At 68.5% G+C, this 16552-nt stretch carries 17 protein-coding genes; 7 read left to right on the top strand and 10 right to left on the bottom strand.

Features of this window, described 5'->3' with window-relative positions; translation table 11 throughout:
* Window positions 1–67 precede the first annotated feature (67 nt).
* Window positions 68–343 (bottom strand): helix-turn-helix domain-containing protein, encoded by a 276-nt coding sequence (locus NKT36_RS17180; RefSeq protein ID WP_327053614.1) that lies wholly within the window; start codon window positions 341–343, stop codon window positions 68–70.
* A 166-nt stretch (window positions 344–509) separates the two neighbouring features.
* Between NKT36_RS17180 and NKT36_RS17185 the strand changes: the two genes are divergently transcribed.
* Entirely contained in the window at window positions 510–737 is a 228-nt protein-coding gene (locus NKT36_RS17185; protein WP_327053615.1) for a transcriptional regulator, read from the top strand.
* 129 nt (window positions 738–866) lie between these two features.
* On the opposite strand, the gene NKT36_RS17190 is transcribed toward NKT36_RS17185, so the two are convergent.
* Complete coding sequence (locus tag NKT36_RS17190) at window positions 867–1970, bottom strand: zinc-dependent alcohol dehydrogenase family protein (protein ID WP_327053616.1); 1104 nt, start codon at window positions 1968–1970, stop codon at window positions 867–869.
* Between the two features lie 754 nt (window positions 1971–2724).
* On the opposite strand from NKT36_RS17190, the gene tuf reads away from it, so the two are divergent.
* Entirely contained in the window at window positions 2725–3993 is a 1269-nt protein-coding gene (gene tuf / locus NKT36_RS17195; RefSeq protein ID WP_327053831.1) for a translation elongation factor EF-1 subunit alpha, read from the top strand.
* Between the two features lie 57 nt (window positions 3994–4050).
* On the opposite strand, the gene NKT36_RS17200 is transcribed toward tuf, so the two are convergent.
* On the bottom strand, window positions 4051–4797 hold the full coding sequence (locus tag NKT36_RS17200) for a ribonuclease H-like domain-containing protein (RefSeq protein ID WP_327053617.1): 747 nt from the start codon (window positions 4795–4797) through the stop codon (window positions 4051–4053).
* A gap of 256 nt (window positions 4798–5053) precedes the next feature.
* Here NKT36_RS17200 and NKT36_RS17205 point away from each other — a divergent pair, with 256 nt between their 5' ends.
* Genes NKT36_RS17205 through NKT36_RS17215 form a run of 3 tightly spaced genes read left to right on the top strand, consistent with a single transcriptional unit; the run spans window position 5054 to window position 7434 of the window.
* A complete protein-coding gene (locus NKT36_RS17205) occupies window positions 5054–5335 on the top strand; it encodes a DUF7521 family protein (RefSeq protein ID WP_327053618.1) in 282 nt (93 codons plus the stop codon).
* A gap of 45 nt (window positions 5336–5380) precedes the next feature.
* The gene (locus NKT36_RS17210) at window positions 5381–6244 is read left to right on the top strand and encodes an HpcH/HpaI aldolase family protein (RefSeq protein WP_327053619.1); all 864 of its coding nucleotides are present in this window, start codon (window positions 5381–5383) and stop codon (window positions 6242–6244) included.
* Window positions 6241–7434 (top strand): threonine synthase, encoded by a 1194-nt coding sequence (locus NKT36_RS17215; RefSeq protein WP_327053620.1) that lies wholly within the window; start codon window positions 6241–6243, stop codon window positions 7432–7434. The genes NKT36_RS17210 and NKT36_RS17215 overlap by 4 nt, the downstream gene beginning before the upstream one ends.
* A gap of 3 nt (window positions 7435–7437) precedes the next feature.
* Here NKT36_RS17215 and NKT36_RS17220 read toward each other — a convergent pair whose 3' ends face one another.
* The 5 genes from NKT36_RS17220 to NKT36_RS17240 all read right to left on the bottom strand — a co-directional run bounded on the left by NKT36_RS17220 (window position 7438) and on the right by NKT36_RS17240 (window position 12092).
* Complete coding sequence (locus NKT36_RS17220; protein ID WP_327053832.1) at window positions 7438–8154, bottom strand: ABC transporter ATP-binding protein; 717 nt, start codon at window positions 8152–8154, stop codon at window positions 7438–7440.
* Entirely contained in the window at window positions 8151–8918 is a 768-nt protein-coding gene (locus NKT36_RS17225; RefSeq protein ID WP_327053621.1) for an ABC transporter ATP-binding protein, read from the bottom strand. The genes NKT36_RS17220 and NKT36_RS17225 overlap by 4 nt, the downstream gene beginning before the upstream one ends.
* Entirely contained in the window at window positions 8915–9781 is an 867-nt protein-coding gene (locus NKT36_RS17230; RefSeq protein ID WP_327053622.1) for a branched-chain amino acid ABC transporter permease, read from the bottom strand. The genes NKT36_RS17225 and NKT36_RS17230 overlap by 4 nt, the downstream gene beginning before the upstream one ends.
* Window positions 9782–10732 carry a branched-chain amino acid ABC transporter permease gene (locus NKT36_RS17235; RefSeq protein ID WP_327053623.1) on the bottom strand — a complete coding sequence of 317 codons (951 nt, stop codon included), beginning with the start codon at window positions 10730–10732 and terminating at the stop codon, window positions 9782–9784. It lies immediately after the preceding gene.
* A gap of 85 nt (window positions 10733–10817) precedes the next feature.
* Entirely contained in the window at window positions 10818–12092 is a 1275-nt protein-coding gene (locus NKT36_RS17240) for an ABC transporter substrate-binding protein (protein ID WP_327053624.1), read from the bottom strand.
* Window positions 12093–12390: 298 nt separating this feature from the next.
* On the opposite strand from NKT36_RS17240, the gene NKT36_RS17245 reads away from it, so the two are divergent.
* On the top strand, window positions 12391–12963 hold the full coding sequence (locus NKT36_RS17245) for an HTH domain-containing protein (RefSeq protein ID WP_327053625.1): 573 nt from the start codon (window positions 12391–12393) through the stop codon (window positions 12961–12963).
* A gap of 95 nt (window positions 12964–13058) precedes the next feature.
* Complete coding sequence (locus tag NKT36_RS17250) at window positions 13059–14771, top strand: Nramp family divalent metal transporter (RefSeq protein ID WP_327053626.1); 1713 nt, start codon at window positions 13059–13061, stop codon at window positions 14769–14771.
* 34 nt (window positions 14772–14805) lie between these two features.
* On the opposite strand, the gene NKT36_RS17255 is transcribed toward NKT36_RS17250, so the two are convergent.
* Together NKT36_RS17255 and NKT36_RS17260 are read right to left on the bottom strand one after the other, a co-directional pair.
* Complete coding sequence (locus NKT36_RS17255) at window positions 14806–15033, bottom strand: CDGSH iron-sulfur domain-containing protein (RefSeq protein ID WP_327053627.1); 228 nt, start codon at window positions 15031–15033, stop codon at window positions 14806–14808.
* A gap of 40 nt (window positions 15034–15073) precedes the next feature.
* Window positions 15074–16378, bottom strand: a complete 1305-nt coding sequence (locus NKT36_RS17260; RefSeq protein WP_327053628.1) for a hypothetical protein — start codon at window positions 16376–16378, stop codon at window positions 15074–15076.
* Window positions 16379–16552 lie beyond the last annotated feature (174 nt).

Consider the following 16552-nt stretch of genomic DNA (forward strand, 5'->3'; position numbering starts at 1 on the left):
CGACTTAAAATATTCCCCTCGCGGCCGGCAGGGTAGGGCAGTGACGTCGCTATCGCAGAATCGACCGTCAGGCGGAGGCTTCCTCGAAGCAGTTGACCTGTTCCCATTTGCGACCATCCGCCAGGCGGTAGAGTCGCTGACGGGCATCGGGGATGTACACTTCTTCCTCGACGGCGCCGATATCGGTCAACCGCTCCAGGGCGCTGCGGACGGTCCGTGAGGAGAGCCGCGACCGCTGGACGATCTCCTTCTGGGTGTGTGCGCCGCTGTACTCCAGCACCTTCAACACCAGCTTCGCGCTCGGCGGAAGATCGCAGATACTCGTGGCGTCTGCCATGTCCATCCCGTCGAACGCCAGCCACTAAATCACTCGCTAACTCGCGGGTAACCCGGTGACACTCGCGTCACCGGACCTTGAACACTCCCCCCACGACATACAGTGACTCATGGACGGCCGTCAGGGCGGCCATACGGCGGCGAACATTCCTCACAGAAACAGAGGTTCTTTTATGGATGACGGCGAAGGCTTCTACATGCAGCCTGAACTTGCAAGTCGGGAGCGGGCCAAAGCAGCAGACATCGACCGGCTGTTCTGCAAGAAGTGTGGGGAGCGCTTCGACGCCGACGAGGCCACCGACGACGGCTGGCACTATCGATGTCCGAACGACGACTGCGACGGGGCCGGCATCGGCACCGATCTCGCCGCCGTAACCGACGTTCTGCCGTCGACTCGATAACCGAACGCGTCCAGTCTCCAGGGACTGGCATTTCGCCGGTGGCCCGTCGACGTTGCAACCCGCCACTGCCGAGAGGCGTTCCCGACACGGCGTCGCTCTCTCCCTCGCTCGATTCTTCTCGTCCGATACTCACTTCGAGAACTCCGTGACCACTTCGATACCGGCCGTCCCGTAGTCGTCCATGGCGGCCAGTCGGTCGGGGACGTCGGACAGCGCCACCTCGCGGGTGACGAGCGCCCCGGGGTCGACGGTGCCGCGCTCGACCATCCGGAGCAGTTCGCCGTACCGCGACGGGGGCATCCCCCGCGACCCCAGGAACGTCACCTCGCGCATCGTCATCGCGTCGGTCGGGAGCGACACCTCGCCGCGCTCGGCGTCCGTCGTCAGCCCGAGCTGGACGTGCTGGCCGCGCCGGCGGAGGCAGGCGACGGAGTTGCGGCAGGTCTCGGCGACGCCCAGCGCGTCCACCGAGACGTCCGCGCCGCCGTCGGTTAGCGAGCGGACGGCTGCGGGGACGCCGTCGTCCGCACCGCCGGCGTCCGTCGCGCTCCCGTCGTCGACGGCGTTCGCGTTCACGGTCTCTGTCGCGCCGAGGTCGGCCGCCCGGTCCAGCGTCGCGTCGTCGACGTCCACGGCGACGACGTTCGCCCCGAGCGCCGTGGCGACCTGGACGGCCGAGAGGCCGACACCGCCGCAGCCGTGGACGGCCACCCGGTCGCCGGGCGTCAGGTCGGCGCGGTGGGCGAGCGCGTGGTAGGCCGTCGCGAACCGGCACCCGAGGGCGGCCATCTCGGTCGTCCCGACGCCGTCCGGCAGGCGGACGACGTTGTAGTCGGCGTAGGGCGCGTGGACCAACTCCGCGAACGCGCCCGGAGCGGCCTCCTCGAACCCGAGCGCGATGCCGTTCTCGCAGGCGTTGCCGTGACCGTTCCGGCAGTACGAACAGCGGCCGCGGCCGAGGTTGAACGGGACCGCGACGCGGTCGCCCTCGCGGACGCTCTCGACCCGCTCGCCGACGTCGACGACGGTGCCCGCCGGTTCGTGACCGAGAATCTGGCCGGTCGGCACCCGGTCGTCGGCCCACTCGCCGTGTCCCTGCCAGGCGTGCCAGTCGCTCCGGCAGATGCCGCAGGCCTCGGTCTCGACCACGACGCCGTGCGCCGCCGGGTCGGGGTCGGGAACGTCCGCTATCGTCAGGGGGTCGCCGTACTCGTGCAGGACAGCCGCGCGCATACTCGGGCGTCGTCGGACGGAGAGTTAAAACGGGGGGAGCCAGCAAACCTGACCGGACGTTTATTTTCCGGCCCGACGACCCACGGACGTGTCGGCGGAGTCCGACCCCCCGCGCGACCGAAGCGAAGACGGGGAAGGCGGCCACAGCAGCGGGGCCGGCACGCCCGACCCCGGTACCGTCGCCGAAGCCGGACGTCGGTGGCGGGTGCTCGCGGTGATCGCGGTCGCGGAGCTGTTCGCGGTGACGCTCCGGTTCAGCGCGTCGGCGGTCGCGCCGGAGCTGACGCGGCGGTGGAGCCTCTCCGGTGCCGAGGCAGCCTGGCTGACGAACGCCGTCCAGCTCGGGTTCGTCGTCGGGTCGCTGGCGTCGGCCGCCCTGACGCTCGCGGACCGCTTCCAGCCGCGGTACCTGTTCGCCGCGTCCGCGGCAGTCGTCGTCGCCGCGACGGCCGTCATCGCCTCCGCAGTCCACTCGTTCCTGCCGGCCGCCGGCCTGCGACTGCTCACTGGCGTCGCGCTCGCCGGGTCGACCCGCGAACGCCGCGTCGGCCGCCTCGGTCGTGGTCCCGTCCCCCGGTCTCGAACTGGCCGACGTCGTTCCAGTCGTCCGACGTGGCGTCGACCCGTAGCGGAGAGACGTCCGTCGGCGTGGTGTCTGCTCGCGACGGGGCGACGGAGCAGGGCGCGGTCGGCACAACGATTTTTGTCTCTGGGGACCGTCTCCTGTACACGGTACGGGGGTACCGGGGTAACCATGAGTTCCGACAAACCACACCAGAACCTGGCGATAATCGGCCACGTCGACCACGGCAAGTCCACGCTCGTCGGTCGGCTGCTGTACGAGACGGGGTCGATTCCGGAGCACGTGATCGAGCAGCACAAACAGGAAGCCGAGGAGAAGGGCAAGGGCGGCTTCGAGTTCGCCTACGTGATGGACAACCTCGCCGAGGAGCGCGAGCGCGGGGTGACCATCGACATCGCCCACCAGGAGTTCGACACCGACGAGTACTACTTCACCATCGTCGACACGCCCGGCCACCGCGACTTCGTGAAGAACATGATCACGGGCGCGTCCCAGGCCGACAACGCCGTCCTCGTCGTCGCCGCCGACGACGGCGTCGCGCCCCAGACCCAGGAGCACGTCTTCCTGGCGCGCACGCTGGGCATCGGGGAACTCATCGTCGCGGTCAACAAGATGGACGCGGTCGACTACGAGGAGGACCGCTACCGCGAGGTGGTCTCGGAGGTGAAGGACCTGCTGAACCAGGTGCGGTTCGACACCGAGAACGCGTCGTTCATCCCCGTTTCGGCGCTCGAAGGGGACAACATCACCGACCACAGCGACAACACACCGTGGTACGACGACACCGTAGTCCTGGAGGCACTGAACGGCCTTCCCGTGCCGGAACCGCCGACGGACGCGCCGCTGCGTCTGCCCATCCAGGACGTCTACACGATCTCCGGCATCGGGACCGTCCCGGTCGGCCGCGTCGAGACTGGCATCCTGAACACGGGCGACAACGTCAGCTTCCAGCCCAGCGACGTGGCGGGAGAGGTGAAGACCATCGAGATGCACCACGAGGAGGTGCCGGAGGCCGAGCCCGGTGACAACGTCGGGTTCAACGTCCGCGGCGTCGGCAAGGACGACATCCGCCGCGGCGACGTGGCGGGACCGGCGGACGACCCGCCGAGCGTGGCCGAGACGTTCCAGGCCCAGATCGTCGTGATGCAGCACCCGAGCGTCATCACGTCCGGCTACACGCCGGTCTTCCACGCTCACACGGCCCAGGTCGCCTGCACGCTGGAGTCGATCGACCAGAAGATCGACCCGTCGAGCGGCGAAGTCAAGGAGGAGGAGCCGGACTTCATCCAGAGCGGCGACGCCGCGGTCGTCACCATCCGCCCACAGAAGCCGCTCAGCATCGAGCCGTCGAGCGAGATTCCCGAACTCGGCAGCTTCGCCATCCGCGACATGGGCCAGACCATCGCTGCCGGTCGGGTGCTGGAAGTCAACGAGAAGTAGTCGAGTCCACCTTTCCTTTCGCGCCAGCGCCGTCGTCCAGGCCGGAGAGCTGCCCGCTCAGGGCAAGTGCTGCTCGAACACCGAGCGGTGGAGCCGGTCGGTGACGTCTTCGATGATGGTCTCGAGGTTCCGCGTGTCCATTCGGTTGTACTTCACCAGCGTGTCGAGCGACGACTCGTCGCCGTCCTCGTACTCGTACCAGAGCCTGACGGCGTCCTCGCCGCTGACGTCCATCTCACCGCGGTCGATGCCGAGTTCTGATTCGACGCCGTCGAGGCCACCGCCCAGGCCGACGCGATTGCAGAGGAACCGGAGGTCGACGTGCGGAGCGTCGAGCGAGAGGTCGAACTCGCCCTCCAGGAACGGCACGTCGAACTGCTTGCCGTTGAACGAGACGAGCAGGGAGGCGTCGCCGAGTTCGCGCCGCAGGCGCTCCTCGGTGAGATCCCGGCCCCGGACCAGCGTCGTCGTGTCGCCGCCGCGGTGGACGCTGACGGTCGTCGTGACGCTGGTCGCCTGGCTCAGGCCCGTCGTCTCGATGTCGAAGAAGCAGGCCTCCTCGCGGAAGTTCTCGTAGAGCCGCCACGCCTCGCCACCGGGGAGTTCGCGACCGAAGAACGCAGCGTTGCCGTCGTCGAGGTGCTCGCTGGCCGTCGCGATGAACTCCTCGATGCGGTCGCCGGTCTTCGGCCCGACGAGGCCGGGGTGGAACTCCTCCCAGTGGGTGGCCCCGTCCTGCCACAGTCGTCGCTCGGTCGTCTCCCCGACGCCGCGGACGGGGATGAAGCTGTTCTCGACGCGCATGGCGGTGGATACCGAGAACGCGGTTAAAGTGTTCGTGGTTTCGTCCCGCGGCCTCGAAGCTGTCGGGTGATTCGACATACATCTGCATCGACTGTCGAAGGCGGGCAGCAGCAGTATCCTGCCGACGGTCGTGGGGCCTCCTGTCGTCTCCCCCAGGTGTTCCGTGCGCCGGCGATCGATCTGGGCTGTATCCGACGACACGATGGGAACAATTTTAAATCAACTCGGTGAGTTGTTCACCGCACTGACGGTAGCAATGCAACCTATCGAGATAACCTACGTCGTCCTGAGTGTCGCCGTCACGGTGACGGGGCTCACGATGGTCGGCCTGGCCATGCGAGCCTACCTCCAGACCGGACGGCGGTCGATGCTCGCGCTCTCTATCGGCTTCTCCACCCTCGTCGCGGCGTCCATCGCCACCACGTTCAGCGCGTTCCTGACCGGGTTCGACGACAGTCGCGTGCTCCTGACGGTCAACTACGCCGTCTCGACGGTCGGCTACCTGTTCGTCATCTACAGCGTCACCGGCAGCGACTGACCGCGCGGGCACATCTATTTCGGCTCGCGGCACGTCCCTCGGGACATGAGCGAACGACTGAAGCAAGCGTTCGACGACCGCGACCCCCTGGTCGGGACGTGGCTCACCGTGGGCCATCCGACGGTCGCCGAACTACAGGCGGAACTCGGCTTCGACTTCGTGACTATCGACGCCGAGCACGCGGCGTCCTCGCTGGAGACCATCGAGAACATGGCCCGCGCCGTCGACGCTGCCGGCGGCGAGACGGAGACGCTCGTCCGGGTGGCCGACGACAATCCGACCCATCTCAACCGCGTCCTCGACACCGGCGTTTCCGGTGTCATCGTGCCGATGGTCGAGACGGTCTCGCAGGCGCGCGCCGTCGTCGAGGCGACGCACTATCCGCCCGAGGGCTCCCGGGGCGTCGCGGGGTCGCGGGCGTCGTCGTACGGACTGCACCTCGAGGAGTACTTCGACCGCGCGAACGACGAGGTGGTCACCGTCCTCCTGATAGAGACGGAGAGAGGGGTGAAGAACGCGTCAGCCATCGCGGACGTGGACGGGGTGGACGCGCTGTTCGTCGGGCCGGCGGACCTCTCGGCGACGCTCGGGGAGTTCGGAAACCCCGACTCGGTCGACACCGACATTTCCGCTGTCATCGAGGCCGGGCAGGCGGCGAACACCGCCGTCGGCACCATCGCGCTCTCACCGGACGACATCGAGCGGTGGGTCGACGCGGGCTTCGACTTCCACGTCGTGGGCACCGACGCGGGCTACCTCGTCCGCGGTGCGCGAGGGCTGAAAGAGCGATACGAGGCCGCGGCAGAGGAACGCGAGGCCGCGACGACGGAGGACAAAGCAAGGACGGAAGCCGACGAGGACGCGCCGGAAGCGGACGAGGACACCACCGACGAGGAGGGGACCGAGTGACGCTGACGTGCTACCGGTGCGGACGGACGGCCAACGAGGGCGCACGGTGCGACTGCGGCGGACCGCTCTGGCTCGACGTCGACGCCACGGACTTCTCGTGGCCAGACGGCGCGCCCGGTCCGACCACCGGCGTCCGCCGCTACGCCGACCTGCTGCCCGTCGAACCGCTCCCCGGCGTCGCGGCGGCCGCCGGCGGAACGCCGCTGGTCCGCGTTCCGCGACTGGACGAGTTCGCGGGGTGTCGGTGCTGGCTGAAAGACGAGAGCGAGAACCCCACGGGGAGCTTCAAGGACCGGGGCAGCGCCGTCGGCGTCGCGGCCGCGGTGCGCGCGGGCGACGACTGGGTCGGCACCGTCTCGCACGGCAACATGGCCACGAGCGTCGCCGCCCACGCCGCCGGCACCGACGCCGACTGCCTCGTGCTCGTCCCCGACGACATCCCGCCGGAGCGACTGGGATACGTCGCCCAGTACGACCCCGAAATCGTCCGCGTCGCGGGCGACTACGGCCGCCTCTACTACGACAGCCTCGACCTGCCCGGCGTGCGGTTCCTCAACAGCGACACGCCGCACCGGGTCGCCGGCCAGAAGACGACGGCGCTGGAGATCTGCGAGGCGTTCGCGCGCGACCTGTCAGGCGAGGACGAGGCTCCGGACGCCGTCGTCCTCCCCGTCAGCAGCGGCGGCCACGCTAGCGCCGCCTGGAAGGGTCTCCGAGAACTCCGCGCCGCCGGCCTGCTCGACGAACTGCCGCGACTCTACCTCGTCCAGGCGGCCGCCTGCGACCCCATCGCCGCGGCGTACCGCGTCGGCGACGACGAGGTGGAGACGACGACGGCGAAGGAGACGGTGGCCTACTCCATCGCCAACCCGGACCCGCCGAGCGGGACGCGCGCGCTCGCCGCGGCGCGGGCGACAGGGGGTGCGGTCGTCTCGGTCTCCGACGACGAGATACTGGCCGCGAAGCGTGCGCTCGCCCGCCGGGCGGGGTTCTGCGTCGAACCCGCCTCCGCGACGACGCTGGCGGGCGTCCGACAGCTCTCGGCCGCCGGCGAACTCGCGGCGGACGACGCCGTCGTCGCCGTCGCGACCGGGACTGGGTTCCGCGAGTCGCCGACCGCCACCGCCCGGCCCGAGACCGTCGAACTCGCCGACCTCGACGGGCACGTCCGCTCGCTCGTCGACGGATAACGGTTACCGGCCGGCGCTGCCGAGGTAGAGTTCGGCGACCTCCTCGGAGTCCAGCAGTTCCTCCCCGGTCCCCTCGAAGCGGTCGGTGCCCACGTCGAGGACGACGCCGCGGTCGGACTCCCGCAGCGCACGCCGGGCGTTCTGTTCGACCATCAGGACGGTCGTCCCGCTCTCGTTGATGTCGACGATGCGCTCGAACACGTCGTCGATGACCTGCGGTGCGAGCCCCGCGGACGGTTCGTCGAGGACGAGCAGTTCGGGGTCGAGCATCATCGCAGCGCCCATCGCGACCATCTGCTGTTGGCCGCCGGACATCGTCCCGACGCGCTGGTCCGTCCGCTCGCGCAGTATCGGGAACCGGTCGTACACCCGCTCGGCGCGCTCGTCGAAGGACTCGTCCGCCAGCGCCCAGGCACCCATCCGGAGGTTCTCGCGGACGGTGAGGCTCGGGAAGACGTTGTCGTCTTGGGGGACGTAGCAGATGCCTTCGTAGATTATCTCCTCGGCCGAGAGGTCGGTGACGTCGTCGCCGTCGAAGGTCACGGCCCCCTCGCGCACGGCCAGGAGGCCCACGACGGTCTTCAGCAGCGTGGACTTGCCCGCCCCGTTCGGACCGACGACGGTCACCATCTCGCCGCGGTCGACGGCGAGGTCGCAGTCGTCCACGACGACGACGTCGCCGTACCCGCTCGTGACCCCGGAGACGTCGAGCAGCATCAGACGGCACCCCCGAGGTAGGCCTCCAGCAGCGCCTCGTCCTGCCGGACCTCCGCCGGCGTCCCCGTCGTCAGCACGTCGCCGTTGTGCATCCCGACGATCTCGTCGCTGATGGACATGATGACGTCGATGTCGTGCTCGACGATGAGGAACGTCGTCCCCTCGCCCCGGAGTTCGCGGATGAACTCCAGCAGGTCGTCGGTGAGGCTGGGGTTGACGCCCGCCATCGGTTCGTCGAGCAGGAGCAGGTCGGGGTCGGTCACGAACGCCCGCGCCAGTTCGAGCAGCTTCCGCTGGCCGCCCGAGAGGTTGCCCGCGTACTCGTCGCGCAGTTCCCAGAGGTCGAGGCGCTTCAGCAGCGCCTCGGCGCGGTCGCCGGCCGCGGTCTCGGCGTCGGCCGCCGCGCCGGTCCGCAGCAGCGACGCCAGCGCGGTCTCACCCGGGTGGTCCTGGAGGCCGAGTCGGACGTTCTCGCGCACCTTCATGCCGGTGAGCTCGCGCGACATCTGGAAGGTACGGACCATGCCGCGGCTCGCGCGCTCCTCGGGCGGAAGGTCGGTGACGTCCTCGCCGTCGAAGTGCACCGTCCCAGCGTCGGGGTCGAGGAAGCCGGTCAGCAGGTCGAACGTCGTCGACTTGCCCGCGCCGTTCGGCCCGATGAGTCCGACGATGTCGCCCTCGTCGACGGTCAGCGACGCGCCGTCGACGGCGGTGATGCCGCCGAACGTCTTCGTGAGGTCGGTCGCCGAAAGCAGCGGGTCGCTCATCGCGTCGCCTCCCCGAACAGGCCGTCCGGCCGCGCCAGCAGGCCCACCACGAGCAGGAGGAGGCCGACGAGCGGCTTGTAGGCGCTCGGCATGACGACGACGCTGAGCTCCTGGGCGATGCCGATGGCGTAGCCGCCGACGACGGCACCGATAGGGTCGCCGATGCCGCCGAGGATGACCGCGGCGAAGATGGGGATGAGCGCCGTAAAGCCCATGCTCGGGCGGAGCTGGGAGTCGAGACCGGTCATGACGCCGCCGATGCCGGCGATGGCGCCGCCGACCAGCCAGACGTAGAGGACCAGCCGTTCGGTGTCGATGCCGCGGACCCGCGCCAGGTTCGTGTCGTCGGAGGCCGCCCGCATCGCGATGCCGACGTCGGTGTACCGGAGCAGGCCGAAGGTGACGCCGAGGATGAAGAAGCTGACCAGGATGATGACGACCTGGTCGACGAGGACGATGGCTCCAAGGACCTCGGTTCCCTCCTCGATCGGAATCGCGAACTGTCTGCTCCCGGTCCCCCAGCCGATGCGGATGGCGTTCCGGAGCATGAACGCGAGACCGATGGAGACGACCAGCAGGACGATGGGGTCGCGGTCGCGGAAGTGTTCGAAGACGAGCTTGTCGAACGCCACGGCGGCGACGCCCGTGACGGCGACGCCGAGAACGCCTGCGACCACGAGCGGCAGGTCCAGCTGGGCGTTCGCGCCGAACGCGACGTACGCGCCGAGCGCCATGTAGTCGCCGTACGCGATGTTGATGAAGTCGAGGACGCCGAATATCAGCGTCAGGCCGAGCGCCGAGACGGCGATGAGGCTGCCGACGACGAGGCCGTTCCAGAGGAACTGCGCGTCGAAGGCGACCATCTACTCGCCCTCCATGCTACCGGCCCTGAGCCGTTCCTCGTCGCCGAACAGGCCCTGCGGTCGGAAGTAGAGGACGGCGATGAGCGCCGCGCCGATGAGCATCAGGCGGATGTACGGCAGGTCGCCCGAGAACGGAACGTCGGCGGGGATGAACCGCGTCCCCTGTCGCACGCCGACGATGAACGCCGTGCCGACGAGGACGCCGCCGTAGCTCCCCGCGCCGCCGATGATGACTGCCGCCCAGATGGAGAACGTGAGGGCGGGCGCGAACATCGACGGCGCGATGGCGTAGAAGTAGTGCGCCCACAGCGACCCGGCGAGCCCCGCGATGGCAGCCCCGAGTCCGAACGACTTCAGCTTGAACCGCGTCGTGTCCTTGCCGAGCGCCCGGGGGACGGCCTCGTCCTCCCGGATGGCGTGGAGCACGCGGCCGAACGGCCCGGTGGAGAACCGCCGGAAGACGAGCAGGCCGACGGCGACGGCTAGCGCGACCAGCGCGAAGTAGAACAGGTCGTAGCGGACCGGAACGACGCCCGACAGCGGTCGCGGGATGTTCTTTATCTGCTGGGTGCCGCTGGTGAGCCACGCCTCGTTGTGGATGCCGAGTCGCACCATCTCGGCGACCGACAGCGTCACCATCGCGAGGTAGTCGCCCTCCAGGCGGACGCTGGTGAGCGCGATGCCCACGCCGAGCACGCCGGCGAGCACTGGAGCGGTGGCCATCCCGACGACGACCGGGAGGTCCCAGCCGACGACGCGCGTCGCCAGTAGGCCCGACGACGCCGGCGGCGTCGTCAGGATGGCCGAGGTGTACGCCCCGACGGCGAAGAAGGAGGCGTGCGCGAAGTTCAACAGTCCCGTGTCGCCCCAGTGCATGTTCAGCCCGATAGAGAGCAGGGCGTAGATGCCGGTGATGATGCCGACCACCAGCAGCAGGCCGAGGACGGCCATCCCTATTGTCCCTCCCGCGGTCCGAGCACGTGCGGGCGCGATGCCGGTTCCGGTGTTGCTGAGTGCATCATACGAAAGGGAGTCGTCACTCCGACAGCCTGTCGGCGGAGTACGTCTTGACCTCGCTCCACTCGCCGTTCTGGACCCGCATGACGGAGAACGGTCCGAGCGGGTCCCCCGTCTCGTCGAAGTTCTGTGGGTTCGCCGCGCCGACGTAGTCGACCTTCTCCCCGTTCTCCAGGGCCTTCTTGCCCTCGGGGAACGTCTTGACCTTCTTCCCCGGCGGGTTCCCGAGGTCGTGGAGGTGGTTCTTGATGGCGGCGCGGCTGGCCGACCCTTCCTTCTGGAACGCCAGCGCGATGAGGTTGATGGCGTCGTAGGCGGAGTTGGCGAAGATGCCGGGCGACTCGCCGTGCCTCTCCTCGTACTTGCCGGCGAAGGCGTCGCTGGCCGGCCCCGACGCCGGCGCCTGTCCGAGCATCCCCTTCATGGTCTGTGCGCCCACCTTGTCGACGAACGACTGGGTGATGACGTCGTTGCTCAGGAACATGTCGAACTCGGCGCCGAGTTCGGTGTAGTTCTTGATGAAGAGGCTGGTGACCTCCGTCGCGGCGGTCATCGAGACGACGCCTGCGCCGGAGTCCATCAGCTTCTGGATCTCCGAGCGGTAGGAGTCGGCCTTCGGGGCCAGCGCGACCTCCGTGACGACGTCGCCGCCGAGGGTCTCGAAGTAGTTGCCGACCGACGCCGAGAAGCTCTTCGACCCCTTGTCGTTCTTGTACGCCAGCGCCATCTTGCGGTAGTCCTTGTCGGAGTAGCTGTACCGGGCCTGGGCGCGGCCGGCGACGGAGTCGCTCGGGACCGTCCGCCAGATCCACTCGCCGCCCGTGTCGTCGAGCTGGATGGTCCCCGTCATCGGCGAGACGATGCCGAGCTTGGCATCTTTCGCCGGCTGGACCAGGCTCGGCATCACCGTGCTCGACGGCCCGACGACCGCCTTCACGCCCTTGCTGTCGAGCGTCTGGAACCCGCTGATGGCCGCCTGGGGTTTCGTCTCCGAGTCCTGCCGTTGTATCTGGATGGTCCGCCCGAGCACCTTCTCGCCGTTGATCTCGTCGAGCGCGACCTTGATCGCCTTCTTCGCCTGTGGTCCGATCCAGCCGAGGCCGCCGCTGAACGGCGAGAGGTTACCGACGGGGATGGGGCCCGACCCGCCACCGCCGTCACCGCCGTCCGTGGTCGTTCCGCCGGAGTCGCCCTGGTTCCCGGTACACCCCGCGAGCCCGCCGGCGAGCCCCACGCCAGCGACCGCCCGCAGGTACTGTCGTCGCCTCGTGCTAGTTCTGCCATCGTATGGCATGGCTCATGCATGAGACTAACTCGCATAAGTAGTTACCGATACCCAATACTTTCGACACGTTCTGGGATTGCCGTAGACGCCTATTCACACGAGTGAATTGGTACAGAGCGTTCGAAACCAGATTTATGCTGCCGTTACCACAAACGTCGCAGGGTGGTCGCCGAGCAGCCGCGTCGATTCGTTCCAGGTTCACTCGAGTGAACCACCGGTTCACACGTGGACAGTTGGGTTCACACGTGTGTATTCCCGCTTCCCTCGTGGGCAAAGGTTCATGTGCACCGGCGTGCTCGTCGGTACCATGGGTGATACTGTGGAACGGTCCCGGACGGACGACGGACAGTTCAGGGGGTCGATACCGCCGGAGCGGGCGCTGGAGGTGTTCGAGGAACGCGAGGACCGCGCGCGGCCGCTGACCGCGAGCGACATCGCGGAGGCGCTCGACTGTTCGCGCCGCACCGCGCACAACAAGCTCGGCGAACTCGTCGACCGCGGGGAACTGGAGACGCGGAAGGTGGGGGCACGCAGCCGCGTGTGGTGGCGACCGCTGCCGCGCGAACCGGAGAGTGCAGGCAGGCCGCGCGCGGAAGGGGTATCCGATGCTGTCTCGGAGGCCGTCTCCGAGGCGAACCTCCCCGGTGCCGGGCCGCAACTCGAGGCCCGACGGGAGGCGCTGCTGGCGGCGTTCGACTACCTGCAGGACAATCCGGGCGCGACGAAGTCGGACTTCCTGCAGGACGTCTACCCGGACCACAGGGCCGACTTCGAGTCCGCAGAGGGCTGGTGGAACGCCATCCAGCCGGCGCTGGGTGACCTCCCCGGCGTCGACCCGCCGAAGGAGCGCGGCCACATCTGGCACTTCCTCGGCGGGTAGCGGCATCCGCGACGGATTCGCACCCATAATTTATGTAACGGGACGAACGAACCGTATCCCATGAGTTCTACCGTGGCCCACGCCCACACACCACTATGACCGACGAGACGGTAACGGACACCGACGCCGGCGACACCGTCGTCGAGGAGGGCGAGGACAGGGTGTACGCGTCCGAGGTCGAAGGACGACAGTACCGTAGCACCTCCTACCTCCCGTTGCCGTACGACGACCTCGAGACCGTCGACGACGCCGGGGACGACGAGGAGTTCCCCGACGGCGACGGTCGGTTCCGGCTGACCGACCTCCCGCGCGTGCCGCGACTGCGCCACCTGGTCGGTCCCAGCGCCATCATGCTGGGCGCGTCGCTCGGAAGCGGGGAGACCCTGTTCTGGCCGGGACTCATCGTCGACAGCGACTGGCGGCTCTACTGGGTGTTCTGGGTGACGGTCCTCACGCAGTTCTTCATCAACACGGAGCTACAGAGGTGGACGCTCGCGACCGGCGAGAGCATCTTCCGGGCGTTCGAGCGACTGCACGGCCTCGTCCCGGCCGCGCTGCTGGTCGGCGGGCTGGTGAGTCTCGGCTGGCCGGGGTGGGCCGCGACCGCCGCGCAGGTCGGCGCCACCGCGTTCGGCCTCGACGGCTGGAAGCCGCTCGGCATCGGGCTGATGGTGCTCATCTGGCTCTCCTACCAGCTGTCGGCGATCCTCTACGAGTTCGTCGAGCGCGCGCAGTTCGTGCTCGTCGTGGTCTCGCTCGTCAGCGCCGCCGCTCTCGTCGTCGTCGTCGGGTCCATCGGGGAGCTGAGCGGGATGCCGGCAGGGGCGGTGAGCTTCGGGTCGCTCTCGGAGAACCGGGACGTCGCCGTCCTGCTCGGCGGGATCGCGTTCGCCGGAGCGGGCGGTTACCTCAACCTCTCCCAGAGCCTCTGGGTCCGCGAGAAGGGATACGGGATGGGCCGCTACCAGGGGCGGCTCCGGAACCCGTTCATCCACGAGGAGGACGAACCCATCCACCGCGACGGGTTCGGCTTCCGGCCGACGGAACTGAACCTCCGACGGTGGCGCGCCTGGTGGCGGGTCGTCCAGGCCGAACACCTGGTGACGTTCGCGGTCGGGCTGTTGACGGCGGCGACGCTGCTGATGACCGTCGCCTCCGACGTTGCCGGCGGGTCTGGTGCGACCGGACTGGCGCTGTGGCTGCAGGTGATCGTCCCGCAACTCGGCGGCGTCGGGCGGACGCTCGTGTTCGTCGTCCTGTTCGTCGCGCTGTTCACCACCGAGTACGCCATCGTGGAGTCGTTCGTCCGCAACAGCGCGGACGTCATCTACGAACTGTACGGCCGGGAGGCCGGCTGGGACCAGTCGAACGTCTTCCTCGCCCTGCTGACGGCGTTCGTCGCGTGGGGCATCGCCATCATCCTGCTCCCGTTCCAGGAGCCCTTCTTCCTGCTGGTGGTCGGGGCCGCGATGTCGGGCGTCATAATGTGGCCCTACACCGTGCTGACCCTGCTGCTCAACACGACCCGGCTCCCAACCCACCTCAGGCCCGGCTGGGGGCGCATCCTTGCGATGTGGTGGAGTTCGAGCTTCATCGGCTACTTCAGCATCCTGCTGATCGGCCGGACGCTCGCGCTCGACTTCGACGTCGCCGTCTTCGCCGTCGACGCGGCCATCCTCGGGAGCGCGCCCGGCGGGTACGCCCTCTGGGTAGGGTATCTCGCCGTGCAGGTTTACGCCGTCTACCGCAGCACCCGCGGTCGACTCGACGCACCGCTCCCGATGGTCGTCCGCGGCATCCTCCCGTGACCGTCGAACGACGTCAACCGGGCGGGCGACGTCGTCACTCGTCGGCGTAGACGATCTCCTCGACGACGTAGCGTTCGCCGTCCTCGTAGCGGTAGACGACGCCCTCGTCCTCGTCCGTCGTGGCGTTGTGGGACCCGTCGCAGAACGGGTACTCCTCGGAGATACCACAGCGGCAGATGGCGACGTCGCCCTTCTCCGGGTCGACGTCGTCCTCGTCGAGTTTCAGCGGTCCCGTCGCGGTGTGCCTGACTTCCCGGGCCATGCCGGGGCGTAGGTGGGCCTCCCACTTCAGTCTCGACGCTTCACGAGACGCTGAAGACGACGCGGAACGGGAGCGTCCCACCCTCCTCGCCGACGCTGACCCCCACGCTCGACTCGATCACGTACCGCCCCGTCGGGAGGTCGGACTGCTCTATCTCGAACGTGCGCCCCGTCGTCTCGCCCGCGGCGACCGTCGTCACGAGGCCGATGTCGGCGACCATCTTCACGTCGTGGCCGTCGGTCTGGACGTAGTCGCTCTCCTCGTAGGCGTCCGACCAGAGGACGTAGTGCTCGTCGCCGCCCTCCGGATGGAAGTCGAGCAGGCCGAACGGAACGGGCGCACCCGAATTCACTTCTATCTCCCCGTGAGACTCGTTCCGCACCGCAAGCCGGAGCCGAGCGTCGTCGTCCGCGCCCAGCGTCGCGTCGGGCACCGACGCCGACAGCGACACCGGTAACGCCCCGCGCCCCTCGACGTACGTCGTATAGAACGTCCCGTCGAGGTGGACGTACTCGTGGGCGTCGAGCTTCTCGAACAGGCCCGACGGCGGGTCCGCGAGCGAGTAGACGCCCGACTCCCTGCCGGCCGCACGGACCACCTCTCGAAGGTCGGCGTCGGCATCCGAGGCGTTCCACACCGGACCGTCCGCGACGTCAGCGGGCGTCGCCTGCTCGGCCGTGACCGTGTACGGCGCACCCGGGTCGTCTTCGCTCATCGAGACGGCGACCACGTCGCCGCGGTAGCGGACGGCGTCGTACGTCGAGAGGAACTCCCGGAGCTTCGGCCAGACCGACGGTAGCTTCGTCCCGCCGGACTCCATCGCCATCCGGAGCAGACCCGACATGACCACGCCGTCGTGGGTGACGGCCGCCTCGTACTCGTCGTACGACGCGATATCGCCGTCGACCTCGCTCTCGCTCGTCTCCGACGCGGTGATCGTGTACGTCGGCAGCGACGCGTCGAGACGGTAGTACGTCCCCTCGCGCTCGACGTAGGACGTCCCCGAAGCGAACTCCACGAGCCAGTCCGGGAGTTCGTCCGTGCTGTACGTGCCCTCGATGGCCGTCTCGACCACCGTGCGCTCGCGTTCGTTCAGCTCGGCCACGGTCGGGATCGATCCTGCTGGACTGCCCCCCAGATCGTTCAGTCGGATGGCGTAGTCGTACGTCTTCACGCGCTCGATCGCCACGCGACGACCGTCGGTGGTCGTGGTCGTCCCACCGGTCGTCGACGTCCGCGTCGTGGTCGAGCGGGGATTCGTTCCGTCGTCCGACGAGCCGAGACAGCCGGCGGCGCTCAGCGACGCGCCCGCTGCGAGCGCCTGGAGGAGGCGACGGCGATTCATGCGCGAACGTACTGGCCGGAGGACAAAAGTCGTAGGGGTGACACAAACGACCGTTTCACCTACTGGGTAGGCCACCCGATGGTAGACGGGACGGACACGCGGCTACGCGGACGGAAGTATCGATGATGCGACGGTAACGCGCCGTTTCCGGCGGTAACGCGTCGCTGCTGGACA

This window comes from Halomicrococcus gelatinilyticus (assembly GCA_024227995.1).
In the GTDB taxonomy this organism is placed as follows: Archaea; Halobacteriota; Halobacteria; order Halobacteriales; family Haladaptataceae; genus Halomicrococcus; species Halomicrococcus gelatinilyticus.